Here is a 23,809-nt window from a genome sequence, read left to right on the forward strand (position 1 = left end):
TTATTTTCCTTCGCCGGCGTGAGTCACCAGCCAGCAGTTGTGGATCTGACGGTTACGGGCAAAATCCTGCGACAGCGTCTTGGCGGTGATCTCTTTCGCCTCCAGACCCAACGCGCTCAGCCCTGCCATATCCATTTGGAAACCGCGCTTGTTGTTCGAGAACATGATGGTCCCGTTGCGGCGCAGCAACCGTTTCAAATCTTTCATCAGCGCCAGATGATCGCGCTGCACGTCAAAGGTGTTCTCCATCCGCTTGGAGTTGGAGAACGTCGGCGGATCGATGAAGATCACGTCGAACTGTTCATTGGCATTGCTCAGCCACGACAGGCAGTCGGCCTGGATCAGCCGATGCTGACGGCCGGTCAGGCCGTTGGCGCGCAGGTTCTTCTCCGCCCATTCCAGGTAGGTGCGCGACATGTCCACCGTGGTGGTGCTGCGCGCGCCGCCCAGCCCGGCGTGCACGCTGGCGGTGCCGGTATAGGCGAACAGGTTGAGGAAGTCCTTGCCGCCGCTCATCTCGCCCAGCATACGGCGCGCGATGCGGTGATCGAGGAACAGGCCGGTATCGAGATAGTCGGTCAGGTTGACCCACAGTTTGGCGTTATACTCTTCCACCAGCAGGAACTCGCCCTTCTGCGCCAGCTTCTCGTACTGGTTTTTGCCCTTCTGCCGCTCGCGGGTTTTCAGGATCAGCTGATTCGACGGCAATTCCAGCACCGCCAGCGTCGCGTTGATCACATCGAACAGGCGCTGACGCGCCTTCTGCGCATCGACGGTTTTCGGCGGCGCATACTCCTGCACCACCACCTTGCTGCCGTAACGGTCCACCGCGACGTTATATTCTGGCAGATCGGCATCGTACAGGCGGTAGCATTCAATGCCCTGCTGCTTCGCCCACTTATCGAGCTTCTTCAAATTCTTGCGCAGACGGTTGGCGAAATCTTCCGCCACCTGCACGCCGCCGGTAGCGGTGCCGGCCGGGCTTGCCGCCAGCTGATAGTTTTTCTGCACGCACTCCAGCGGGCCGTTCTTCGCCTTGAACTGGCGCTCGGCGCGCAGCTGCAGGCAGCTCAACAGCTCCGGCGAGGCGCTGAACAGCGACAGCTGCCAGCCGCCGAAGGCGCTTTTCATCACGCGGCCCAGCATGTTGTGCAGCGCGATCAGCGCCGGTTCGCTTTCCAGACGCTCGCCGTACGGCGGGTTGCTGATCACCGTGCCGTGCGGGCCTTCCGGCAGCGGGTTGGTCAAGCGCGCCACGTCGCCGACGTTGAAGGTAATCAGCTCGGCGACGCCGGCGCGGCGGGCGTTGCCGCGCGCCATCTCAATCACCCGGCGATCGATATCGGAGCCGAAGAAGCGAGAGGCGGTTTCCTGCAGGCCGCGGCGCGCGCGCACCTGCGCTTCGGTGGTGACTTCACGCCACAGGTCGGCGTTGTGGCCATTCCAGGCGCTGAAGCCCCAGTGTTGACGGTGCAGGCCCGGCGCGCGATCGGCGGCGATCATCGCCGCTTCGATCAACAGCGTGCCGGAGCCGCACATCGGATCAAGCATCGGCGTGCCCGGCTGCCAGCCGGAACGCAACACGATGGCGGCCGCCAGGTTTTCCTTCAGCGGCGCCTGGCCGGTGAGATCGCGGTAGCCGCGCTGGTGCAGGCCTTCGCCGCTCAGATCGAGCGCCACGCTGGCCATATCGCGTTGCAGGAAGACGTTAACGCGAATGTCCGGCTGCTGTTTGGCAACCGTCGGGCGTTGGTCGAGCTTACGGGTGAAGCTGTCAACGATGGCGTCTTTCACCTTCAGCGCGCCATATTGGCTGTTGCGGATCTCTTCGTTCACACCGCTGAAATGCACGGCAAAGGTTTTATCCACGCCAAAAATGCTCGGCCAGTCGATCGCCTGCACCCCGAGGTACAGATCCAGATCGCTGTGCACGCGGAATTCGTTCAGCGGCAACAGAATGCGCGAAGCCAGGCGGCTCCACAGCAGGCTTTGGTACAGAACACGATCGTCACCCTGAAAATGTACCCCGCCCTGCACCACTTTGCAGTCGTGAGCGCCAAGCGTTTCCAGCTCGCTTTTTAACAGTTCTTCCAATCCACGCGCCGTGCTGGCAAACAGAGAGTTCATATCGTACTTATCACCAAAAAGAAAATTGTTGCGCATTATAGCTAATCCGCACCGCTTGTCATAAAGTTGCTCCCTTCTATTTAATCATCGCACGGAGATAAGGGTGATCACGCTTTCCAGACTCTACGTCCATCCGGTTAAATCACTGCGCGGCCTGCAGCTTTCCTACGCCCAGGTCGGCAGCAGCGGTCTGGCCTTCGACCGCAACTTTATGATCACCGAACCGGACGGCACCTTTATTACCGCGCGCCAATATCCGCAGATGGTGCTGTTCACGCCGGCGCTGTTGCCGGACGGGCTGTTTCTGACCGCGCCGGACGGCGAAAGCGCCGCCATTCGCTTCAGCGACTTCGCCGCCGCGCCGCAGCCGACTGAGGTGTGGGGCAACCATTTCACCGCGCTGATCGCGCCGGATGAGATCAACCGCTGGCTGAGCGGCTATTTCCAGCGCGACGTGCAGCTGCGCTGGCTGGGGCCGGAGCTGACCCGCCGGGTGAAGAAGCACCCCGAAATCCCGCTGACGTTTGCCGACGGCTATCCTTATCTGCTGATTAACCAGGCTTCGTTTAACGATCTGCAGCAGCGTTGCCCCGGCAGCATCAAGCTGGAGCAGTTCCGCCCCAATCTGGTGGTGAGCGGCGCCACCGCCTGGGCCGAGGACGGCTGGCAGGTGATCCGCGTCGGCGACGTGATGTTCGATCTGGTGAAACCCTGCAGCCGCTGCGTGCTCACCACCGTAAGCACCGAGCGCGGCCGCAAGCACCCGAGCGGCGAGCCGCTCAGCACGCTGCAAAAATTCCGCTCCGCCGACAACGGCGATATCGATTTCGGCCAGAATATGATCGCCCGCAACAGCGGCATCATCCGCGTGGGCGATACGGTGGAAGTGCTGTCGACCAAGCCGCCGCGCCCTTATGGCGCAGGCAAAGTGGTGGAGAGCGTGCAGGCGCCGCAAGACAGCGCGCACAGCGTCACGATCGAATATGAAGGAAAGGTGTTTACCGGCAACAACCAGCAGATCTTGCTCGAACAGTTGGAACAGCAAGGCATCCGCGTACCTTACTCCTGCCGCGCCGGGATTTGCGGCAGTTGCCGCATTACGTTGCTGAGCGGTGAGGTCGCGCCCCTGAAGAAAAGCGCGCTGGGCGACAACGGCACCATCCTGTGCTGCAGCTGCATCCCGAAAAGTGATTTGACCCTGGCGTAATCCGCCTTATACCGCCCTGTCGTAAGCCGGGGCGGCGCTTTCATCCTGCGCGCAGGGTTTCAGCCGATCGTGCATCACCTTGATGGCGTCGCCCAAGACCATGGTACGGCCAGCGACCGTCAGCTGATTTTGCGCCAGCAGGCACAGGCTGGCGTTATCCCCGGCCTCCACCACCAGCAAGCGCGCTTCCGCGCCGCTCTCCATCACTTTCACCGCCGCCAGCTCGCCGTTTTTCGGCTGCAGCGGGTAATGCTGCTGCGAGAAATGCCAGCTCTTCGGCATCAGCGGTTTCAGGAAGCGATAGGCGACCAGCGCATTCAGCACCAGCTCGGCGCGCTGTTCATGGCTAAGCTTGACCTGCTTGCACTGTTCTTCATAGGTGAAATAAAGGGCGGCGTCATCCACGCAAAAAGCACATTCATCAAAGGCGTCCGGCGTTAACATTTTGGCCGGGAAACGTGAACGAAAGATCATACCATTAGCTAAATCCAGCATTAGCCGATCGTGTTCGGCATCAAAATACCAACGCCAATTATCGTCAGGTTTTATCTTCATTTCGTATCCTTCTCGCTGCCTATGCCAACGCCGCACTCACCCTAAAAGGCGATTTTATCACCGATGAAATCGCTTAAACATCGGATAATTCCGCGAACGATATTTAAGCTAACGAACAAAATATAGACGAGCCGGGGGCAGAAATAAACCCCCGGAATAAAATGAGAGGAAAAATATTAGATATGGGTAACGATATCTTTAATCAAACGCGGGCCGTGATAGATAAATCCGGAATAAATTTGCAGCAGGCTCGCGCCGGCCTCCATTTTTTCGCGCGCCGCAGTCAGCGAATCGATGCCGCCTACGCCGATAATCGGCAGGCGCCCCTGCAGTTCGGTGGAGAGACGACGGATAACTTCGGTGCTGCGTGATTGCAACGGACGCCCGCTTAACCCGCCCGCTTGTTCGCAGTAATTCAGCCCTTGGATCAATTTTCGATCCAACGTGGTATTGGTGGCGATCACGCCATCGATATTATGTCGCACCAGGCTATCGGCAATTTGGATCAATTCTTCTTCTGAAAGATCCGGCGCGATCTTTACCGCCACCGGCACATATTTGTGATGACGCGCATGTAATTCCTGCTGCTTATTTTTAATCGCAGCCAAAAGATCGTCCAGCGCTTCGCCATACTGTAAGGATCGTAACCCCGGCGTATTCGGTGAAGAGATGTTAATCGCGATATATCCGGCATACGGATAAACTTTATCCATGCAGATCAAATAATCGTCTTTGCCCTGCTCGACCGGCGTGTCTTTATTCTTGCCGATATTGATCCCAAGAATGCCGCCGAAATGGGATTTCTTAACGTTTTCAACCAGATTGTCCACGCCATGGTTATTGAACCCCATGCGGTTAATCAGGCCTTCCGCCTCAACCACGCGGAACAAGCGCGGCTTGTCGTTGCCCGGTTGCGGACGCGGCGTCACGGTGCCGACCTCCACATGGCCGAAGCCCATCGCGCCGAACGCATCGATGCATTCGCCGTTTTTATCCAGACCGGCGGCCAATCCCAGCGGGTTTTTAAACGACAGCCCCATGCAGTTGACCGGTTTGGTCGGCACGGACTGACGGACAAGAAACGCTAATGGGGTGCCGGTAATACGGCTGAGCTGACGAAAGGTCACTTCGTGCGCGCGCTCCGGATCGAGCTGGAACAACGCTTTCCTGATGAGGGGGTAGTACATGGACTCTCCTGATTTCCCGGTTGCAAACCGGGGGCGTATTATCCGGTATCCCCCGCCTAATTGGAATTGATTAAAGGCAAAAAAAGCCGTTTTTACGCAATCGTTTTCCCTCTTCATCGCCAAATCGGCGCCAATCCGCTTTTACGCATATCCAAATCAAAAAATGAGATTTAAAAAACGCGCCCGGTTGCTGGTAGGTTTAAAACACTTCCCATTAATTTTCTAATTAAACCTAACTTTTAGTTATAAGGAGTGGCAATGCGCGTTATATCACTGGCCGGTAGCCCACGCATCCCATCACGTTCCGCCGCGCTGCTCTCGCTGAGTCAGAACTGGCTGCGGCAACAAGGGGTGGAGGTGACGGCCTATACCCTGCACGACTTCGATGCCGAAGATCTGCTGTACGCCAACTTCAACAGTCCGGCGATCAAGGCGTTTGCCGACCAGCTGGCGCAGGCCGACGGCCTGCTGATTTCCACACCGGTTTATAAAGCGTCGTTCTCCGGCGCGCTGAAAACCCTGCTGGACCTGCTGCCGGAACGCGCGCTGGACCATAAAGTGGTGCTGCCGCTGGCGACCGGCGGTTCTGCCGGTCACATGCTGGCGGTGGACTATGCGCTGAAACCGGTGCTGGCGGCGCTCAAAGCGCAAGAGGTGCTGCACGGCGTGTTCGCCGACGACAGTCAGATCCAGCTGACCGGCGAAAGCGCCACGCTCACCGATGCCGTGGCCGCCCGGTTGGAAGAAGCGCTCGCCAGTTTCTATCTGGCGCTTGGGCGCCGCAAACCGCCCGCGCTGCGCGTCGCCTCGCCGCTGACGGCGCGTCAAACCGCCTGAAACGCCTGGAAAAGGAGAGCCTGAATGAAACAACGCAACGCTTTGCGGCGTTGGCTGAGCGCCGCCGCCTTCACTGGCCTGCTGTCGCTGGTCTGGGCCAACGCCGCCGTCGCGCAGGATCCGGCGCAATTTCGCATCGGTTACCAGAAAGGATCGGTGAGTCTGGTGCTGGCGAAAAGCCACCGGTTGCTGGAGGAGCGCTTCCCCGCCACCCGCATCAGCTGGATTGAATTTCCCGCCGGCCCGCAGATGCTGGAAGCCTTGAACGTCGGCAGCATCGATCTGGGCAGCACCGGTGATATTCCGCCGATCTTCGCGCAGGCCGCCGGGGCGGACCTGCTGTATGTCGGCGTTGAGCCGCCCAAACCGAAGGCGGAAGTGATCCTGGTGCCGGAAAACAGCCCGATCAAAACCGTCGCCGATCTGAAAGGCCATAAGGTCGCATTTCAGAAAGGATCCAGCTCACACAACCTGCTGCTGCGATCGCTGCAAAAGGCCGGCCTGAAATTTACGGATATCCATCCCGCCTACCTGACCCCCGCCGATGCGCGCGCCGCATTCCAGCAAGGCAACGTCGATGCCTGGGCTATCTGGGATCCTTATTATTCCGCCGCGCTGCTGCAGGGCGGCGTGCGGGTGCTCGGCGACGGCACCGATCTGAACCAGACCGGCTCCTTCTATCTGGCGGCGCGCCCTTATGTCGAAGCCAACGGCGACTTTATCAGCCAGGTCCTGACGGTGCTGACCCAGGCCGATGCGCTCACCCGCAGCGACCGGGCGCAAAGCGTGACCTTGCTGGCCAACGCCATGGGGCTGCCGGAACCGGTGATCGCCAGCTATCTGGATCACCGCCCCCCGACCGCCATCACACCGCTCGATGCGCATACGATCGCCGCGCAGCAGCAAACCGCCGACCTGTTTTACGCCAACCGGCTGGTGCCGGTGAAGGTCGACATCTCGCAACGCATCTGGCGCCCAAGCGCGCAATAAATACGGGAGAGCATTGACGATGAGCCTGAACGTTTTCTGGTTTTTACCCACCCACGGCGACGGCCACTATCTTGGCAGCGCACAAGGGGCGCGCAGCGTCGATCACGGTTACTTGCAGCAGATCGCCCAGGCGGCGGATCGGCTGGGATTCGGCGGCGTGCTGATCCCCACCGGCCGCTCCTGCGAAGACTCCTGGCTGGTGGCCGCCTCGCTGATCCCGGTCACCCAGCGGCTGAAATTTTTGGTCGCGCTGCGGCCGGGCATCATCTCCCCTACGCTTGCGGCGCGCCAGGCGGCGACGCTGGATCGCCTGTCCAACGGGCGCGCGCTGTTCAATCTGGTCACCGGCGGCGATCCGGAAGAGCTGGCGGCCGAGGGGTTACATCTCAGTCATGAAGAGCGTTACGAAGCCTCGACCGAGTTCACCCACATCTGGCGCCGGGTGCTGGAAGGGGAAACCGTCGATTTCCACGGCAAGCATATTCAGGTGAAAGGCGCCAAACTGCTGTTCCCGCCGGTGCAGCAACCGCGCCCGCCGCTCTATTTCGGCGGATCCTCCGCCGCCGCGCAGGATCTGGCCGCCGAGCAGGTAGAAATGTACCTCACCTGGGGAGAGCCGCCGGCGCAGGTCAAAGAGAAGATCGAAGAGGTGCGCGCCAAAGCGGCGGCGAAAGGCCGCCAGGTGCGTTTCGGCATCCGGCTGCACGTCATCGTGCGGGAAACCACCGAAGAAGCCTGGCGCGCCGCTGACCGGCTGATCGCCCACCTCGATGAGGAAACCATCGCCAACGCGCAGCAGGCCTTTGCGCGCTTCGACTCCGTCGGCCAACGGCGCATGGCGGCGCTGCACGGCGGCAAAAAGGATAACCTGGAGATCAGCCCTAACCTGTGGGCCGGCATCGGCCTGGTGCGCGGCGGCGCCGGCACCGCGCTGGTGGGCGATGGCCCGACGGTCGCGGCGCGCATGCAGGAATATGCCGATCTGGGCATCGACACCTTTATTCTCTCCGGCTATCCGCATCTGGAAGAGGCCTACCGCGTCGGCGAACTGCTGTTCCCGCACCTCGATCTGGCGCAGGAGGAAACGCCCGCTCGCCTTCAGCCGGTGCGTCCGCAGGGCGAAGTGGTGGCCAACATCTATGTTCCGCAAAAAGTATCGCAGAGCTGAGGAGCGCCCCGATGGCAAATAACGTACAACGCATCCTGTATCGGCTGGCCCCCTGGGCGCTGCCGTTGGCGCTGGTGATCATCTGGCAAATCGCCGTCGAAACCGGCTGGCTCTCCAACCGCATTTTGCCGGCGCCGAGTGCGGTGCTGGCCGCCTTCTGGCGCCTGAGCCAAAGCGGCGAACTGTGGCAGCACCTGAGCATCAGCAGCCAGCGCGCGTTGTTAGGCTTTGGCATCGGCGGCAGCATCGGACTGATACTCGGCTTTATTACCGGGCTGTCACGCTGGGGCGAACGCCTGCTGGACAGTTCAGTGCAAATGATCCGCAACGTGCCGCACCTGGCGCTGATCCCGTTGGTGATCCTGTGGTTCGGCATCGATGAATCCGCCAAGATCTTTCTGGTGGCGCTCGGCACGCTGTTCCCGATTTATCTCAATACCTATCACGGCATCAAAAACATCGATCGCGGCCTGCTGGAGATGGCGCGCAGCTACGGCCTGAGCGGTTTCCGCCTGTTCACGCAGGTGGTGCTGCCGGGCGCGCTGCCGTCGATTATGGTCGGCGTGCGTTTCGCTCTCGGCTTCATGTGGCTGACGCTGATCGTCGCCGAAACCATCTCGGCCAATTCGGGCATCGGCTACCTGGCGATGAACGCGCGTGAATTTCTGCAAACCGACGTGGTGGTGGTGGCGATCGTACTGTACGCCCTGCTCGGCAAGCTGGCGGACGTGGGCGCGCAACTGCTGGAGCGCGTCTGGTTGCGCTGGCATCCGGCCTATCAACTGAAACAGGGAGAAGCGCTATGACCCTTCCCGCTCGCCTTGCGCAAGGCACGCCGGTGACGCTGGAGTCTATCGGCAAACGTTACGGCAACCGCACTGTGTTGGATAACATTCAACTGCGCATTTCCGCCGGGCAGTTCGTGGCGGTGGTTGGCCGCAGCGGCTGCGGCAAGAGCACCCTGCTGCGCCTGTTGGCCGGCCTGGAACAGGCCAGCAGCGGCGCGCTGCTCAGCGGCAACGCGCCGCTTACCGCCGCTAAAGAGGATACCCGGTTGATGTTTCAGGATGCGCGCCTGTTGCCGTGGAAAACGGTGATCGACAACGTGGGTCTGGGGCTGCGCGGCCAGTGGCGCGATGCGGCGCTGCAGGCGCTGGAAGCGGTCGGTTTGGCGGATCGCGCCCGCGATTGGCCGGCGGCGCTGTCCGGCGGACAAAAACAGCGGGTCGCCCTGGCGCGCGCGCTGATCCACCGCCCCCGCCTGCTGCTGCTGGACGAACCGCTCGGAGCGCTGGATGCCCTGACGCGCATCGAGATGCAAGGGCTGATAGAAACGCTGTGGCTACAACACGGTTTTACCGTACTGCTGGTCACACATGACGTCAGCGAAGCCATCGCGCTGGCGGATCGGGTGATCCTGATCGAAGAGGGGCATATCGGGCTGGATCTGAGCATCGATCTGCCGCGGCCGCGCCGCAAAGGCTCGGCCAGGCTGGCGGAACTGGAGGCCGAAGTGCTGGAACGGGTGTTATCGCCGCCGGCCGCAGCGGCCAGTCCCCGCCGGGCGGTGAACTGAACGGATGAAAAAGGGGACGGCGCAGGCCGTCCCCCTTATCTATTCAGCGCGAAAAGATCAGGCGTCGAGCGCCTTGCTGATCTTCTCGTACAGATCGCCGGACAGGTTTTCCAACCCTTTCAGCTGTTCCAACGCCTTGCGCATCAGCGCCTGACGGCCCGCGTCGTAACGCTTAAGGCGAATCAGCGGTTCAATCAGGCGCGCGGCGATCTGCGGGTTGCGCTGGTTGAGATCGCTGAGGATCTCCGCCAGGAACTGATAGCCGCTGCCGTCCGCGGCATGGAACGCCGCCGGGTTGCCGGAAGCGAAGCCGCCGATCAGCGAGCGGGTGCGGTTCGGGTTGCTCAGGCTGAACGAGCGGTGTTGCAGCAGCGCACGCACCTTGCTCAACACGTCTGCCGCCGGGCTGCTGCCCTGCAGCACGAACCATTTGTCCATCACCAGGCCATCCTGATGCCAGCGTTCGTCGAACGCCGCCAGCAGCGCATCGCGGCACGGCAGCTGGGCCGCGACCGCAGCAGACAGCGCCGCCAGCGCGTCTGTCATGTTGTCCGCCTGGCGATACTGTTCGCTCACCAGCTGATCCGCCAGCGCCACATCTTCGCCGAACGCCAGATAGCCCAGGCACACATTGCGCAAGGCGCGCTTGGCGATCTCGGCATGCTCCACGCGGTAGCCGTCGGTCTTGTTGGCGTGATACACCGCCAGCCACTCATCGGCCAACTCCCGCGCCAGGCAGCGTACGATCGCTTCGTGCACCGCGGCGATCGCTTCCGGATCGATAGTGGCGAACAGCTCGGCGATTTCGTTCTCCGACGGCAGCGTCAGGATCTGCGCCGCCAGCGCCGGATCCAGTTTTTCGTCCAGCAGCACCGCACGGAACGCATCGGCCACGTGCAGCGGCAGCGACAGTGGCTGCTTCTGCTGGTGCCGCGCCACGTTCAGCTTGATATAGGTCGCCAGCAGGCTCTGCGCCGCATCCCAACGTGCAAATTCATTGCGTGCGTGCTGCATCAGGAAGGTCAGTTGCTGATCGCTGTACGGATAGTCCAGTTTCACCGGCGCGGAGAATTCGCGCAGCAGCGACGGTACCGGCTTGTGCGCCACGCCGTCGAACACGAAGGTCTGCTCCGCTTCGGTGACGTTCAGCACGTTGTTGACCGGCAGGCCGCCTTTTTGCAATGGAATGACATTGCCTTCGCTGTCGTACAGTTCGATATCCAGCGGAATATGCAGCGGCAACTTCTCCGGCTGATCGGCGGTCGGCGCGGTTTTCTGGCTGACATGCAGGCGATATTGCTGAGTTTCCGCATCGTACTCGTCGCGCACCGTCAACAGCGGCGTACCGGACTGGCTATACCAACGGCGGAAGCGCGACAGATCGACGTTAGACGCATCCTCCATCGCCTGAACGAAATCGTCGCAGGTAGCGGCGCTGCCGTCGTGGCGTTCGAAATAGAGCTGCATCCCTTTCTGGAAGTTCTCCTCCCCCAACAGGGTATGCATCATGCGGATCACCTCGGAACCCTTTTCATACACCGTGAGGGTGTAGAAGTTGTTCATCTCGATGACTTTGTCCGGGCGGATGGCGTGCGCCATCGGGCTGGCGTCTTCGGCAAACTGCGCGCCGCGCATCACGCGCACATTGTCGATGCGGTTGACCGAACGCGATCCCAGGTCGGAACTGAATTCCTGATCGCGGAACACCGTCAGCCCCTCTTTCAGACTGAGCTGGAACCAGTCGCGGCAGGTCACGCGGTTACCGGTCCAGTTGTGGAAGTATTCGTGGCCGATCACCGCTTCGATGTTCAGGTAATCCTTGTCGGTCGCGGTTTCCGCCTTCGCCAGCACATATTTGGAGTTAAAGATATTTAACCCTTTGTTCTCCATCGCGCCCATATTGAAGAAATCGACCGCCACAATCATATAAATGTCGAGATCATATTCCAGGCCGAAGCGGGTCTCGTCCCACTTCATCGAGTTCTTCAACGAAGTCATTGCCCAATCGGCGCGATCCAGGTTGCCGCGATCGACGAACAGCTCCAGTGCGACCTTACGGCCGGAACGGGTGGTGAAGCTGTCGCGCAGCACGTCGAAATCCCCCGCCACCAGCGCGAACAGGTAGCAAGGTTTCGGGAACGGATCCTGCCATTGCACCCAGTGGCGGCCATCGGCCAATTCGCCCTGGCCGATGCGGTTGCCGTTCGACAGCAGGAACGGATAGCGCGTCTTGTCGGCCACGATGCGGGTGGTAAAGCGCGCCAGCACGTCCGGGCGATCCTGGTAATAGGTAATGTGGTGGAAGCCTTCGGCTTCGCATTGCGTGCACAGCGCATCGCCGGACAGGTACAGCCCTTCCAGCGCGGTGTTCTTCGCCGGGTGAATATCGTTGACAATGGTAAGAGTGAATTGTGCCGGCAACTCTTCGATGATCAGCTGGTTATCCTGCTGACGGTAGGCGCTCCACGGTTGGCCGTCCACCTGAATGCTCACCAGCGTCAAATCTTCGCCATCCAGCACCAGCGGTGCGCCGGCCGCCCCCTGACGTTTGATTTTGCTGACGGCGGTCACGCGCGTGGTTTCCGCGTCCAGACTGAAGTCCAAATCGATATCGGTCGTGGTGTAATCGGGCGCGCGATAATCGTGGCGGTATTTTGCCTGTGGCTGTTGTGTCATAAAAACCCTTAAACGTCTCAGTGAGTTATAGGTGCCAGGCCGCTCTTCTCCTTCGTACCGCAGCCGGTATGTTCCCCTGCGGCGCGCGGTGAGCCTGAATTGTGAATAAACTGTATCACAGCTGGCCGAAAAGCCCAGAGCCACAGGGCGACCAGGAGAGAGAAATCAGAGGCAAATCATAAATCGCCCGGCAGGCGGCAGTGCGGGTGACCAATGGCCAAATAAAAATCAGCATTTAATGCTAAAAAACCGCCATCGCGGCGCGCCGGCATAGTTGAGGCGACACCGACGGCATGGTGGTATAATTGCGGCATCAGGCTCAGGGATGACTCGCACTATGAAAATTAAATACGCAATCTATTTTTTTACCCTGTGCCTGATGACTTCCTTCTCTCTGTTCATCGTCGATGAGCTGCTCGAAGCCCATACCGACTACCGCGACAACCAGCTAAACCTGTACAAAATTGATCGCGCCAAAGAAATTTCCGAAGCTTTTCAGGCTGCGTTGCTGGCTCATCGCCTCAAACGATTGAGCCTGATCGATCCGCAAATCACCCGTGCGCAATGTTTGGCCGCCGATCGGGTGGCGCGTGAGAGAATCACCCGGATCCGCGAACATCTGGACGATGAGGTCGCCAGACAGCTCGGGGTTCGGCAAAAAATCGCCGCGCTGTCGATGATCGCTTTAATGGAACAGCTGCTGGATAATGACAACCTGCAGCTTTCGCAGGTCAATAACACCAACGCCAATCTGTTCAACATCAACAGCGCCTATTACATCTCGCAAACCAGCAAGAGTTATTACCGCTACACCTACGATACCCGGATGGTGGATACCGACTCCTTTATGTTTCTCGAGGCCATCCGCCTCAATAACCGGCTAAATATGTCATTGACGGAATTGAGCGATCAGATTATCGACGTCAACGTCAGCCAGCTCGTTCGCAAAGACGCCTATCTGAAGTCCATTCAGCTAACCGGCGTGCTGAACGCGCTGAGCACCCGATTGATCTTCATGAAGATCAACTACGACGATGGACAAATCACCAACATCGTCAATGCGTTGCTCGCCCAGGTGTCCGCTGAACGCCTCCAGCAGATTACCAATGGGCTGTATACCGCTATCGATACCCATAAGCCCTACCCCACAGCGCTTATTTCGCGCTATGTCGACGATGTGAGCGGGCTTTCGCAGGCGCTGTATCAACGCAGTTTCGAATTGGAAACCCTCGCCTCGCGCCACAAGATTTACGACAGCCAGACGACCATTTACGGCATGATCGCACTCGCCGGCCTGGTGGTTTTGCTGTTCATTTTGCCGGCGTTGGTGTTCTGCACCAGCATCAACCGCTGGCTGACCAAGACCCACAACAATATCGTGCGGCTGTCGCGCGGTGAGATGAATATCGATCGCAACGACGCCTTCTACAGCCAGGAATTGATCGCCATCAGCGACGCCATTCAGCAGCTCAGGCAATACCAGCTGGACAAGGTCTCGCTGGAGAGCGAGAAACAACTGCTGATTAAAGAGCTCGAGGCCTCTTCCTTCCTCGATCCGCTCACCAATATCTACAACCGCCGTAAATTCTTCCTTGAATGTCAACTGCTGGGCAACGCCAGCTACCCACAGGCCTTTTGCCTGATCGACATCGATAATTTCAAACAACTCAACGACAGCTACGGCCACGACGTGGGTGACCGGGCGCTGGTGGCCTTCGGCCACCTGCTGCAACGCGCGTTCCGCGCCAGCGACATCTTCTGCCGCTATGGCGGCGAAGAGTTCGCGGTGCTGCTGGGCAACTGTTCGTTGGACAACGCGCGGGACATCATGGAGCAATTGCGCGCCCGTACTCATCGCCTGACGCTAAATCTGGCCGACGGACGGCAAGTGCGTTTCACCACCAGCTGCGGCATTGCGCCAGTCAGCGCGTTCACCGCGCTGCAGGCGGCGATCAAACAGGCGGACGAAGCGCTCTACTTTTGCAAAAAGAACGGCAAGGATCGGGTCAGCGTGCATACCCAGGCCGGCTTTATCTGATTCGCTGTTTAAAATAATTAACATTATAATTTTTATGACTAATTAGGCTAAGTCATTCACCTTACAGGCATATCTGGCTTTTTTTCCTCCCCGCCGCTATCCGGCTGCCATAAAGGCACGTTTAATCCTCGACCCGCTTCGGTGATTTATGGTGTGATGCAGCTTCAATAACAGGATAATCCGGGTATACTCCACCCCCACTTTTATGATTATCCGGATTTGGACACGCGCCTGACGAGGATGCTGTAACGCGCTATGACTCAATACGCTTCCCCGATTTTGACATCACTGCTTGATACCGATGCTTATAAGCTTCATATGCAGCAAGCAGTGTTCCATCGCTATCCCGCGATCAGCGTGGCGGCGGAATTCCGCTGCCGCGGCGACGAACTGCTGGGCGAATATGCCGACGAAATCCGCGCGCAGGTGGCGCTGATGAGCCGGCTGGCGCTAACCGACGCCGAATTCGCTTATCTTTCGGGCCTGCCCTTCTTCCGTCAAGATTACCTGAACTGGCTGCGAACGTTCCGCTACGATCCGCAGCAGGTCACCATCGACAACCGCGACGGCAAGCTGCAAATCCGCATCGCCGGCCCCTGGCGTGAAGTGATCATGTGGGAAGTCCCATTGCTGGCGGTGATCAGCGAAGTGGTGCACCGCCGGCGCTCGCCGCTGGCGACGCCGGAACAGGCGGTGGCGCATCTGCAAACCAAGCTGGCGCAGTTCAAGACGCTGGCGGGCGATCTGGATCTTTCGCGCTTCAAGTTGATGGACTTCGGCACCCGCCGCCGTTTCTCTCAGGGCGTGCAACAGGCCATCGTCAGCACCTTGCAGGCCGAATTCCCGTACCTGTCGGGCACCAGCAATTACGATCTGGCGCACCAGCTGGGTCTGGCGCCGATCGGCACGCAGGCGCATGAGTGGTTCCAGGCGCATCAGCAGATAAGCCCGGTGCTGGCCAACAGCCAGCGCGCCGCATTGCAGGCCTGGCTGGATGAATATCCGGACCAGCTTGGCATCGCGCTCACCGACTGCATCACCATGGATGCCTTCCTGCGCGACTTCGGCCCGCAGTTCGCCGAGCGTTATCAGGGGCTTCGCCACGATTCGGGCGATCCCGTCGAGTGGGGTGAAAAGGCCATTGCCCACTATCAGAAACTGGGCATCGACCCACTGAGCAAAACGCTGGTGTTCTCGGACAACCTGGATCTGGAAAAAGCGCTGGCGCTCTATCGCCATTTCTATCAGCGCATTAATCTCGGCTTCGGCATCGGCACGCGCCTGACCTGCGATATTCCCGGCGTTAAGCCGTTAAATATCGTGATCAAGCTGGTCGAGTGCAAAGGCAAGCCGGTGGCCAAACTCTCCGACAGCCCCGGCAAGACCATCTGCCAGGACCAGGCGTTCGTCAGGGCCCTGCGCAAGGCCTTCGATCTGCCGCTGGTGAAAAAAGCCAGCTGAGCCTTCTTTATATAAAGAGAGAAAGCCGGCCCGGTTCACGCGCCGGCTTTTTTGTTTTTATCCCGAACGCCCTCTTTTCAGTCAGCCGCGATAAATGTTGCGCCAATCCGATGATTTCTGCTTGTGCTCTGCACCGCGGCAAGTAACATAGCCATTACCCCCATATTCTTGGGTTGTAAGCTATTTCTAAACCAAATTATTAAAGAGAGAAATCTATGAGCGTAGTGCCTGTAGTCGACGTACTGCAAGGTCGTGCTGCGGTTGACAGTGAAGTCACCGTACGCGGCTGGGTACGTACCCGGAGAGATTCAAAAGCTGGTATCTCCTTCCTGGCCGTCTATGACGGTTCCTGCTTTGATCCGTTACAGGCCGTCGTTAATAATTCTCTGCCGAATTATCAAGATGAAGTGCTGCACCTGACCACCGGCTGTTCGGTTGAAGTTACCGGCAAGGTCGTCGCCTCACCGGGCGAAGGCCAGAGCTTCGAGCTGCAGGCCACCGCGATCAAAGTGGTCGGCTGGGTCGACGATCCGGATACTTACCCGATGGCGGCCAAACGTCACAGCATCGAATACCTGCGCGAAGTGGCCCACCTGCGCCCGCGCACCAACCTGATCGGCGCCGTGGCGCGCGTGCGTCATACCCTGGCGCAGGCGATCCACCGCTTCTTCCATGAAAATGGCTATTTCTGGGTATCTACCCCGCTGATCACCGCCTCCGACACCGAAGGCGCCGGCGAGATGTTCCGCGTATCCACGCTGGATCTGGAAAACCTGCCGCGCACCGACAAGGGCGCCGTCGATTTCAGCCAGGACTTCTTCGGTAAGGAAGCCTTCCTCACCGTTTCCGGCCAGCTGAACGGCGAAACCTACGCCTGTGCGCTGTCCAAGGTATACACCTTCGGCCCAACTTTCCGCGCTGAAAACTCCAACACCAGCCGCCATCTGGCTGAATTCTGGATGATCGAGCCGGAAGTGGCCTTCGCGACGCTGGACGATGTCGCCGGCCTGGCCGAAAGCATGCTGAAGTATGTGTTCCAGGCGGTGCTGGATGAGCGTGCAGACGATCTGAAATTCTTCGCCGAGCGCGTGGATAAAGACGCTATCGCGCGTCTGGAGCGCTTCGTCTCTTCCGATTTCGCCCAGGTAGACTACACCGACGCCATTGAGATCCTGCTGGCCTCTGGCCAAACCTTCGAAAACCCGGTCTCCTGGGGTATCGATCTCTCTTCCGAACATGAGCGTTATCTGGCGGAGAAACACTTCCAAGCGCCGGTAGTGGTGAAAAACTACCCGAAAGACATCAAAGCGTTCTATATGCGCATGAACGAAGACGGCAAAACCGTCGCGGCCATGGACGTGCTGGCGCCGGGCATCGGTGAAATCATCGGGGGTTCTCAGCGTGAAGAACGTCTCGACGTGCTCGATCAGCGTCTGGAAGAGATGGGCCTGAATAAGGAAGACTACTGGTGGTATCGCGATCTGCGTCGTTACGGCACCGTGCCGCACTCCGGTTTCGGCCTGGGCTTTGAACGTTTAATCGCCTATGTCACCGGCGTGCAAAACGTGCGCGATGTGATCCCGTTCCCACGCACCCCACGTAACGCAAGCTTCTAATTTATACGATCACACGTTTTTTAAACGATTTCGTTACAAAACAAAGGCCAGCCTCGCTGGCCTTTCGCATTTTTTAATATTGACGCACGTCACAAAGTTCCCGAAAAATTACATTTGGTTACACATACTTTCCTTTTGCAACCTCATTGCGACATTGGTATCATTTTCGTCCTAGATTAACCCGCCTGTGAATGGAACACTGCGTTCAGACACAGGACGACACCAATCTATCAACAATAGTTCCCAAGGAATTATTGGCGGCAGTGGCAAAGGTGTCCGAATAACACCAATGAGGGTAATAATGATGAAGCGCAACATTCTTGCAGTGGTTATCCCGGCTCTGTTGGCTGCTGGTGCAGCAAACGCAGCTGAAATCTACAACAAAGACGGCAACAAGCTGGATCTGTACGGCAAAGTTGACGGTCTGCACTACTTCTCCGACGACAAAGGTAATGACGGCGATCAGACCTATGTTCGTTTCGGCTTCAAAGGTGAAACTCAGATTACTGACCAACTGACCGGTTACGGCCAGTGGGAATACAACGTCCAGGCTAACCACTCCGAATCTCAGGGCACCGAAGGCACCAAAACCCGTCTGGGCTTCGCGGGTCTGAAATTCGCTGACTACGGCTCCTTCGACTACGGCCGTAACTACGGCGTACTGTACGACGTGGAAGGCTGGACCGATATGCTGCCAGAGTTCGGTGGCGATACTTACACCTACACCGACAACTTCATGACCGGCCGTACCAACGGCGTTGCGACCTATCGTAACAACAACTTCTTCGGTCTGGTTGACGGTCTGAACTTCGCCGTTCAGTACCAGGGCAAAAACCAGAACGACGGCCGTAACGTCAAGAAACAAAACGGCGACGGCTGGGGCATCTCCTCTACTTATGACATCGGCGAAGGCATAAGCTTCGGCGCTGCATACGCATCCTCTAACCGTACCGACGACCAAAAACTGCGTTCCAACGAGCGTGGCGACAAGGCTGACGCATGGACCGTGGGTGCGAAATACGACGCCAACAACGTTTACCTGGCGGCGATGTACGCAGAAACCCGTAACATGACTCCGTTCGGCGGCGGTAACTTCGGTGCAGGCTGTGCAGCTACCGATGACAAGTGCGGCGGCTTCGCGAGCAAAACTCAGAACTTCGAAGTGACTGCTCAGTACCAGTTCGACTTCGGTCTGCGTCCAGAAGTGTCTTACCTGCAATCTAAAGGTAAAAACCTGAACGTCCCAGGCGTGGGTTCTGACCAGGATCTGGTTAAATATGTTTCTGTTGGTACCACCTATTACTTCAACAAGAACATGTCCACCTACGTTGATTACAAAATCAACCTGCTGGATGACAACGAGTTCACCAAAGCAACCGGCACCGCTACCGACGATATCGTAGCTGTTGGTCTGGTATACCAGTTCTAAGTTGTCTCGCTTAACGGCGGTTCACCGTCGGCTAAGTTAAAAAAACAGGGCTTCGGCCCTGTTTTTATTTGTGTCTGCCGGTAACGTTTTATCCTGCAGATTTCCCCTTATCCCTCATTTTTTCTGTCGAATCCTTCCCGTTCACAAGATCGCGGTGTTTTTATCGCAAACGGTTGGCAAAGCCGATAACTGGCGCTACCCTGATGCTTCTGTCTGCTTAACTCCGAGATTTGGAAGCACCTGACATGTTTGAAAAAATCACCGCCGCACCCGCCGACCCGATCCTGGGCCTGACCGACATTTTCCGCGCCGACGCCCGCCCGAATAAAATCAATTTAGGCATTGGCGTTTATAAAGATGAAACCGGCAAAACCCCGGTGCTGACCAGCGTAAAAAAAGCTGAACAGTATCTGCTGGAAAACGAGACCACCAAAAACTATCTCGGCATTGAAGGCATCCCGGCGTTTGCCAGCTGCACGCAAGAGCTGCTGTTCGGTAAAGAGAGCCCGATCGTCACCGATCGTCGCGCGCGCACCGCACAGACGCCAGGCGGCACCGGCGGCCTGCGCGTGGCGGCAGACTTTATCGCCAACCAGACCAGCGCCAAGCGCATCTGGATCAGCAACCCAAGCTGGCCGAACCACAAGAACGTCTTTAGCGCCGTTGGTCTGGAAGTGCTGGAGTACGCCTACTACGACGCTGCCAACCACGCGCTGGATTTTGACGGCCTGCTGAACAGCCTGAAACAGGCTCAGGCCGGTGATGTTGTGCTGTTCCACGGCTGCTGCCATAACCCAACCGGTATCGATCCAACGGCGGAACAGTGGGCACAGCTGGCTGAGCTTTCCGCCGCCAATGGCTGGCTGCCGCTGTTCGACTTCGCCTACCAGGGCTTCGCCAACGGTCTGGAAGAGGATGCGCAGGGTCTGCGTATTTTCGCCGCCAAACATCAAGAGCTGATCGTCGCCAGCTCCTACTCGAAAAACTTCGGCCTGTACAATGAGCGCGTCGGCGCTTGCACCATTGTAGCTGCCGATGCCGAAACCGCCGATCGCGCCTTCAGCCAGGTGAAGGCGGCCATTCGTGCCAACTACTCTAACCCGCCGTCGCACGGCGCGGCCGTTGTCGCCACCATTCTGGGCAACGACGCCCTGCGCGCGATGTGGGAGCAGGAGCTGACCGACATGCGCCAGCGCATTCACCGCATGCGTCAGCTGTTCGTGAACACCCTGCAGGAGAAAGGCGCACAACAGGACTTCAGCTTTATCATCCAGCAGAACGGCATGTTCTCATTCAGCGGCCTGACCAAAGAACAGGTGCTGCGTCTGCGTGAAGAGTTCGGCGTATACGCCGTAAACTCGGGCCGGGTGAACGTGGCCGGCATGACGCCGGACAACATGGCACCGCTGTGTGAAGCCATCGTCGCCGTGCTCTAAAAGCATCGACGCAGGTCATAAATCATAAAAAAAGGGCGCTCTATGCGCCCTTGATTATTTCGGCCGGGAAATAATCGTTACCACACCGCCGGCTCTTCGCGCAGGAACGGATTGGTCTGGCGCTCGTGGCCAAAGGTCGACATCGGGCCGTGGCCGGGAATAAAGCGCATATCGTCGCCCAATGGCAGCAGCTTGGTGCGAATAGAGGCGATCAGCGCCTGATGATCACCGCGCGGGAAGTCGCTGCGTCCCACGCCGCCGTTAAACAGCACGTCACCCACCAGCGCCAAACGCGCCTGCTCATTGATAAAGACGATGTGGCCCGGTGTGTGCCCAGGGCAATGCAACACCTTGAGCGTCATCTCGCCCACCTGCATCTCATCGCCTTCCGACAACCAACGGGTCGGGGTCAGCGGCGCACACTCTTCCAGCCCGAACATCCGGCTCTGCGCCGGCAAACCATCCAGCCAAAAAGCGTCCTCTTTATCCGGGCCGTAAATCGGCACCTGATAATGTTCCGCCAGCTCCGCCGCCGCACCGACGTGATCCAAATGGCCGTGCGTCAGCAAAATCTGCGTGATTGTCACACCCTGTTTCGCCACTTCCGCTTTGATTTTTTCCGCTTCGCCGCCGGGATCGACCAACGCCGCCTGCTGCGTGTTTTCACACCAGATCAGGCTGCAATTCTGGCTAAAGGCGGTAACGGGAATAAGATGGTATTTCATAAGGCTCCAACGACAATAACACCGCCTCCGCAAGGAGCGGCGTTATTCACTGAGGGCACCGCGATTACCAGCTCCGAACCGGGCCGGTATCGATGTGCACGAAGTTGCTACGTGGGTAATATCCTACACCACCAGCGCGCATTTTTAACGCCGCTTTACGGATATTACTCAATTGGATACCTTCAATATGGAAATCCATCGCCTGGCCCTTGGTATGGTAGCTGTGCTTGGCCACACCACGGCTGTGCGCGCGCAATTCGTTATTGGTATCTACGGAACGGTAACCGGAGATCAGCTGCACCGGCTTGCTGGTACCCAGCAGCCCCTGCAGGCGATAGAGGTGATCAAACAAGCTGGGATCGATCGATTTAACCTTGTTGGCGCGATAATCGCGGAACAGATGATTTAGCCGAACCAACTCTTCTTTATTGTAGCCTTTGCCGTCAAAGAACTCGGCTTTAATAGATTCACCGGTATTCAGGTTATTCAGCACTAAAATACGCGGTCGAGCGGTGGAAAGACTGGCAAATGCCTGCCCTGGAAGCAGCGCTATGCCCATAGCGGCGCCACCTAGCGCCAGCCATTTACGGCGATGATGATCAATTTTGTCCATGACTCTGTTAAACCCGGCAAGAATGTCAAAATAAATGCACAAAGCAGCGCACTGTCCGAACCATAACCGCCTGCGTATGCTGAGTCAACCCGCGATACGCCTAGGTTTACAGGCCCCCGCCTACGAGGGCCTGCGGTATAGCCAAACATTCTGACCGTTATTTATTTATAATTACTGCATTTACTGCATTAATTTTTTGGCCTGAGCCAAAATTTGTGCGCCCGATCTCACCGTATTATCATAATTGTAAATATCTGTACGGAATTGCGGTTGGCCATCATCCGAAACCCAGGCGGTTAGATAATACAGTTTTACGGGAATACGCTGGCGAATATTCACATAAGTGGTATTGCCTTCTTTCAGCGTGGAGGAAACGCGGCTATTGTTCCAGCCGGCATCCTGCAGCAGCATATTCGCCAAATCGGAAGCCTTGTTCACCCGCACGCAGCCGGAGCTGAGCGCGCGGATGTCTTTCTGGAACAGGCTGTGGTTCGGGGTATCGTGCAGGTAGATGGCATCCGAGCTCGGCATATTGAACTTGAAACGCCCCAGCGAGTTGGTGGCCCCCGGCGCCTGACGGACGCGATACGGGAAGTTGCGCGCAGAAACCATGCTCCAGTCGATCATCGCCGGGTTGATCACTTCCGCATCGTTGCTCCAGCCTGACAGCACGGTATAGCCGTGTTTCTGGAAATAGTTACCGTCGCGCATCGCCTTCGGCACGATATCCTCACGCACCAGCGTAGTCGGCACGTTCCAAGGCGGGTTGACCACCACGTTGTTTAACGCGCTGCTCATCAACGGCGTCTTGCGGCTCGGCCGCCCGACGATAACGCGGGAGGACAACACTTCGTTGCCGTTCTGATAGTAGGTCAGCGAGTAGTTGGGAATGTTCACCATAATGCCGGTGCCGACATGCCCCGGCAAGATGCGCAAGCGCTGGATATTCAGCGCCAACAGCGCGGCGCGGGTTTTCGGTGACACGTTGAGCCACTCGCGGGTGCGCACGCCGATCACGCCGTCCGCCGTCAACCCCTGCCATTTCTGGAAACGCTTGACGCCCTCCACCAGCTCGTTGGTATAGAGGTTGTCGCTCACCACGCTGCCGATCTGCGGCGGCGTCTGTTCCGCGGTCAACTCCGTCACCGGCGCCGCCGATGGGCTGACCGTCACGCGGCTTTTCTCTTCGTCTACCGTCAGCCCGCCGTCGTCGGGTTCATTGCTCTTCGCCGAAACCACCGCCGGTTCCGGCTCCGCTTCCGGCGCCGAGGCGGCCAGCATGCCGGTGCGCGTCAGGATCTCACGCAGCGCCGGGATATCGTTGCTCATTTGGCCTGGGCGCAGGCTCGGGCCACTGCCCACCTGCGGCCAGGGGCGGTTGTCCGCCAGCATGTCACGCAGCGCCTGATGCATCTTGGCGTATTGCGGATGCTGCGGCGCAAGCGAATTCACGTAGCTCAGGGTTCGCGCCTGGCGCACCGCCAGCTGCCATTGATTGATCACCGCCGTGGGTGGCAAACCAAGCTTGTAAGGAATATTGCTGTACAGCCAGTTGTTGCCGTTGGCGCCGATGGCGGATACAAACTGCAAATAGCCCAGCATCGCATCGGACAACACCGCATCGCGGCCCGCTTCACTGAGCGCCGGATCGGTCAACATCTTCACCCACTGGGTGAACTGCGGCTGTACGCCGGACATCGCCAGTTCGGCCAGCTGCTGTTGAAATTGCTGAACGGCCTCGCGATCCTGCCACATCGGCTGCATATGATTCGCCGCATACAGCGGCGCCAGCGTGGAAAGGTAGTGCAGATCCATACCGCGCGGCAACGCGGCCAGCAGTTCAGAACGACTCTGCGCAACGGACATGCCTGCTGATGCCACCGGTAACGCCGTTACGGTGGCCAAGGCGGAAAACGACGACACAAGACTACAGGCGATAGCGCCACTCAGCGCCAAACGTCGTAGAGAGTTTCCCTTTTTAAGCAACATCCCTTGCCCCCTGTATGCTCACAAAAAAAACGTCAAAAATTGCATATAGTTTCAGTATACAAACAGAAAGGCCGTTTCGCCCTGAGGACGTCGAATTACTGTTTATCTGATTAAACTAACCGCTTTTCAACGGATAAAAAAGCAGGACTATCATCCACGCGCACAAAAAAATAGCCACC

18 protein-coding genes are annotated in these 23,809 nt (G+C 58.3%); 11 read left to right on the forward strand and 7 right to left on the reverse strand.

The window, feature by feature from the left end; genetic code table 11:
- Positions 1-2,127: a bifunctional 23S rRNA (guanine(2069)-N(7))-methyltransferase RlmK/23S rRNA (guanine(2445)-N(2))-methyltransferase RlmL gene (rlmKL, locus tag ACJ8OK_RS13365; protein WP_134942524.1), complete on the reverse strand. Its 2,127-nt coding sequence runs from the start codon at positions 2,125-2,127 to the stop codon at positions 1-3.
- 103 nt (positions 2,128-2,230) lie between these two features.
- Between rlmKL and ACJ8OK_RS13370 the strand changes: the two genes are divergently transcribed.
- Positions 2,231-3,334, forward strand: coding sequence for a YcbX family protein (locus tag ACJ8OK_RS13370; RefSeq protein ID WP_004928168.1), 1,104 nt, complete (start codon positions 2,231-2,233; stop codon positions 3,332-3,334).
- A 6-nt stretch (positions 3,335-3,340) separates the two neighbouring features.
- Here ACJ8OK_RS13370 and ACJ8OK_RS13375 read toward each other — a convergent pair whose 3' ends face one another.
- Positions 3,341-3,889 (reverse strand): cell division protein ZapC, encoded by a 549-nt coding sequence (locus ACJ8OK_RS13375; RefSeq protein WP_004928171.1) that lies wholly within the window; start codon positions 3,887-3,889, stop codon positions 3,341-3,343.
- Positions 3,890-4,065: 176 nt separating this feature from the next.
- Positions 4,066-5,076 carry a quinone-dependent dihydroorotate dehydrogenase gene (gene pyrD / locus ACJ8OK_RS13380; protein WP_015377348.1) on the reverse strand — a complete coding sequence of 337 codons (1,011 nt, stop codon included), beginning with the start codon at positions 5,074-5,076 and terminating at the stop codon, positions 4,066-4,068.
- 258 nt (positions 5,077-5,334) lie between these two features.
- Between pyrD and ssuE the strand changes: the two genes are divergently transcribed.
- The 5 genes from ssuE to ssuB are packed head-to-tail and all read left to right on the forward strand — an operon-like array spanning position 5,335 to position 9,647.
- Positions 5,335-5,913, forward strand: a complete 579-nt coding sequence (gene ssuE, locus ACJ8OK_RS13385) for an NADPH-dependent FMN reductase (protein WP_374930347.1) — start codon at positions 5,335-5,337, stop codon at positions 5,911-5,913.
- A gap of 24 nt (positions 5,914-5,937) precedes the next feature.
- Positions 5,938-6,903: a sulfonate ABC transporter substrate-binding protein gene (locus tag ACJ8OK_RS13390; RefSeq protein ID WP_442530633.1), complete on the forward strand. Its 966-nt coding sequence runs from the start codon at positions 5,938-5,940 to the stop codon at positions 6,901-6,903.
- Between the two features lie 19 nt (positions 6,904-6,922).
- Entirely contained in the window at positions 6,923-8,071 is a 1,149-nt protein-coding gene (gene ssuD, locus ACJ8OK_RS13395; protein WP_016928301.1) for an FMNH2-dependent alkanesulfonate monooxygenase, read from the forward strand.
- An 11-nt stretch (positions 8,072-8,082) separates the two neighbouring features.
- Complete coding sequence (gene ssuC, locus ACJ8OK_RS13400) at positions 8,083-8,877, forward strand: aliphatic sulfonate ABC transporter permease SsuC (protein ID WP_049187509.1); 795 nt, start codon at positions 8,083-8,085, stop codon at positions 8,875-8,877.
- Positions 8,874-9,647, forward strand: coding sequence for an aliphatic sulfonates ABC transporter ATP-binding protein (ssuB, locus tag ACJ8OK_RS13405; protein WP_033633435.1), 774 nt, complete (start codon positions 8,874-8,876; stop codon positions 9,645-9,647). Before ssuC ends, ssuB begins: the two co-directional genes overlap by 4 nt.
- Before the next feature lie 57 nt (positions 9,648-9,704).
- Here ssuB and pepN read toward each other — a convergent pair whose 3' ends face one another.
- Positions 9,705-12,323 (reverse strand): aminopeptidase N, encoded by a 2,619-nt coding sequence (gene pepN, locus ACJ8OK_RS13410; RefSeq protein WP_048322754.1) that lies wholly within the window; start codon positions 12,321-12,323, stop codon positions 9,705-9,707.
- A 337-nt stretch (positions 12,324-12,660) separates the two neighbouring features.
- Between pepN and ACJ8OK_RS13415 the strand changes: the two genes are divergently transcribed.
- From ACJ8OK_RS13415 to ACJ8OK_RS13435, 5 genes are all read left to right on the forward strand, one after another.
- Positions 12,661-14,361, forward strand: a complete 1,701-nt coding sequence (locus ACJ8OK_RS13415) for a GGDEF domain-containing protein (RefSeq protein ID WP_049278213.1) — start codon at positions 12,661-12,663, stop codon at positions 14,359-14,361.
- Between the two features lie 255 nt (positions 14,362-14,616).
- Positions 14,617-15,822, forward strand: a complete 1,206-nt coding sequence (gene pncB / locus ACJ8OK_RS13420) for a nicotinate phosphoribosyltransferase (protein WP_442530634.1) — start codon at positions 14,617-14,619, stop codon at positions 15,820-15,822.
- Between the two features lie 215 nt (positions 15,823-16,037).
- Positions 16,038-17,438 (forward strand): asparagine--tRNA ligase, encoded by a 1,401-nt coding sequence (gene asnS / locus ACJ8OK_RS13425; protein WP_015377341.1) that lies wholly within the window; start codon positions 16,038-16,040, stop codon positions 17,436-17,438.
- 301 nt (positions 17,439-17,739) lie between these two features.
- A complete protein-coding gene (ompC, locus tag ACJ8OK_RS13430; protein ID WP_442530635.1) occupies positions 17,740-18,867 on the forward strand; it encodes a porin OmpC in 1,128 nt (375 codons plus the stop codon).
- 245 nt (positions 18,868-19,112) lie between these two features.
- Positions 19,113-20,303, forward strand: a complete 1,191-nt coding sequence (locus ACJ8OK_RS13435) for an amino acid aminotransferase (protein WP_004928210.1) — start codon at positions 19,113-19,115, stop codon at positions 20,301-20,303.
- 77 nt (positions 20,304-20,380) lie between these two features.
- On the opposite strand, the gene ACJ8OK_RS13440 is transcribed toward ACJ8OK_RS13435, so the two are convergent.
- From ACJ8OK_RS13440 to ldtD, 3 genes are all read right to left on the reverse strand, one after another.
- A complete protein-coding gene (locus tag ACJ8OK_RS13440; protein WP_015377338.1) occupies positions 20,381-21,028 on the reverse strand; it encodes an MBL fold metallo-hydrolase in 648 nt (215 codons plus the stop codon).
- Between the two features lie 64 nt (positions 21,029-21,092).
- On the reverse strand, positions 21,093-21,641 hold the full coding sequence (locus ACJ8OK_RS13445) for a YcbK family protein (protein ID WP_004928217.1): 549 nt from the start codon (positions 21,639-21,641) through the stop codon (positions 21,093-21,095).
- A 180-nt stretch (positions 21,642-21,821) separates the two neighbouring features.
- Positions 21,822-23,630: a L,D-transpeptidase gene (ldtD, locus tag ACJ8OK_RS13450; protein ID WP_072062299.1), complete on the reverse strand. Its 1,809-nt coding sequence runs from the start codon at positions 23,628-23,630 to the stop codon at positions 21,822-21,824.
- Positions 23,631-23,809 lie beyond the last annotated feature (179 nt).

This window comes from Serratia sp. CY71090 (genome assembly GCF_052166845.1).
In the GTDB taxonomy this organism is placed as follows: Bacteria; Pseudomonadota; Gammaproteobacteria; order Enterobacterales; family Enterobacteriaceae; genus Serratia; species Serratia nematodiphila.

Coding starts and splice junctions, on each gene's coding strand:
- rlmKL (WP_134942524.1), bottom strand. CDS start 2,127: ATGAACTCTCTGTTTGCCAGCACGGCGCGTGGATTGGAAGAACTGTTA.
- ACJ8OK_RS13375 (WP_004928171.1), bottom strand. CDS start 3,889: ATGAAGATAAAACCTGACGATAATTGGCGTTGGTATTTTGATGCCGAA.
- pyrD (WP_015377348.1), bottom strand. CDS start 5,076: ATGTACTACCCCCTCATCAGGAAAGCGTTGTTCCAGCTCGATCCGGAG.
- ssuE (WP_374930347.1), top strand. CDS start 5,335: ATGCGCGTTATATCACTGGCCGGTAGCCCACGCATCCCATCACGTTCC.
- ACJ8OK_RS13390 (WP_442530633.1), top strand. CDS start 5,938: ATGAAACAACGCAACGCTTTGCGGCGTTGGCTGAGCGCCGCCGCCTTC.
- ssuD (WP_016928301.1), top strand. CDS start 6,923: ATGAGCCTGAACGTTTTCTGGTTTTTACCCACCCACGGCGACGGCCAC.
- ssuC (WP_049187509.1), top strand. CDS start 8,083: ATGGCAAATAACGTACAACGCATCCTGTATCGGCTGGCCCCCTGGGCG.
- ssuB (WP_033633435.1), top strand. CDS start 8,874: ATGACCCTTCCCGCTCGCCTTGCGCAAGGCACGCCGGTGACGCTGGAG.
- pepN (WP_048322754.1), bottom strand. CDS start 12,323: ATGACACAACAGCCACAGGCAAAATACCGCCACGATTATCGCGCGCCC.
- ACJ8OK_RS13415 (WP_049278213.1), top strand. CDS start 12,661: ATGAAAATTAAATACGCAATCTATTTTTTTACCCTGTGCCTGATGACT.
- pncB (WP_442530634.1), top strand. CDS start 14,617: ATGACTCAATACGCTTCCCCGATTTTGACATCACTGCTTGATACCGAT.
- asnS (WP_015377341.1), top strand. CDS start 16,038: ATGAGCGTAGTGCCTGTAGTCGACGTACTGCAAGGTCGTGCTGCGGTT.
- ompC (WP_442530635.1), top strand. CDS start 17,740: ATGATGAAGCGCAACATTCTTGCAGTGGTTATCCCGGCTCTGTTGGCT.
- ACJ8OK_RS13435 (WP_004928210.1), top strand. CDS start 19,113: ATGTTTGAAAAAATCACCGCCGCACCCGCCGACCCGATCCTGGGCCTG.
- ACJ8OK_RS13440 (WP_015377338.1), bottom strand. CDS start 21,028: ATGAAATACCATCTTATTCCCGTTACCGCCTTTAGCCAGAATTGCAGC.
- ACJ8OK_RS13445 (WP_004928217.1), bottom strand. CDS start 21,641: ATGGACAAAATTGATCATCATCGCCGTAAATGGCTGGCGCTAGGTGGC.
- ldtD (WP_072062299.1), bottom strand. CDS start 23,630: ATGTTGCTTAAAAAGGGAAACTCTCTACGACGTTTGGCGCTGAGTGGC.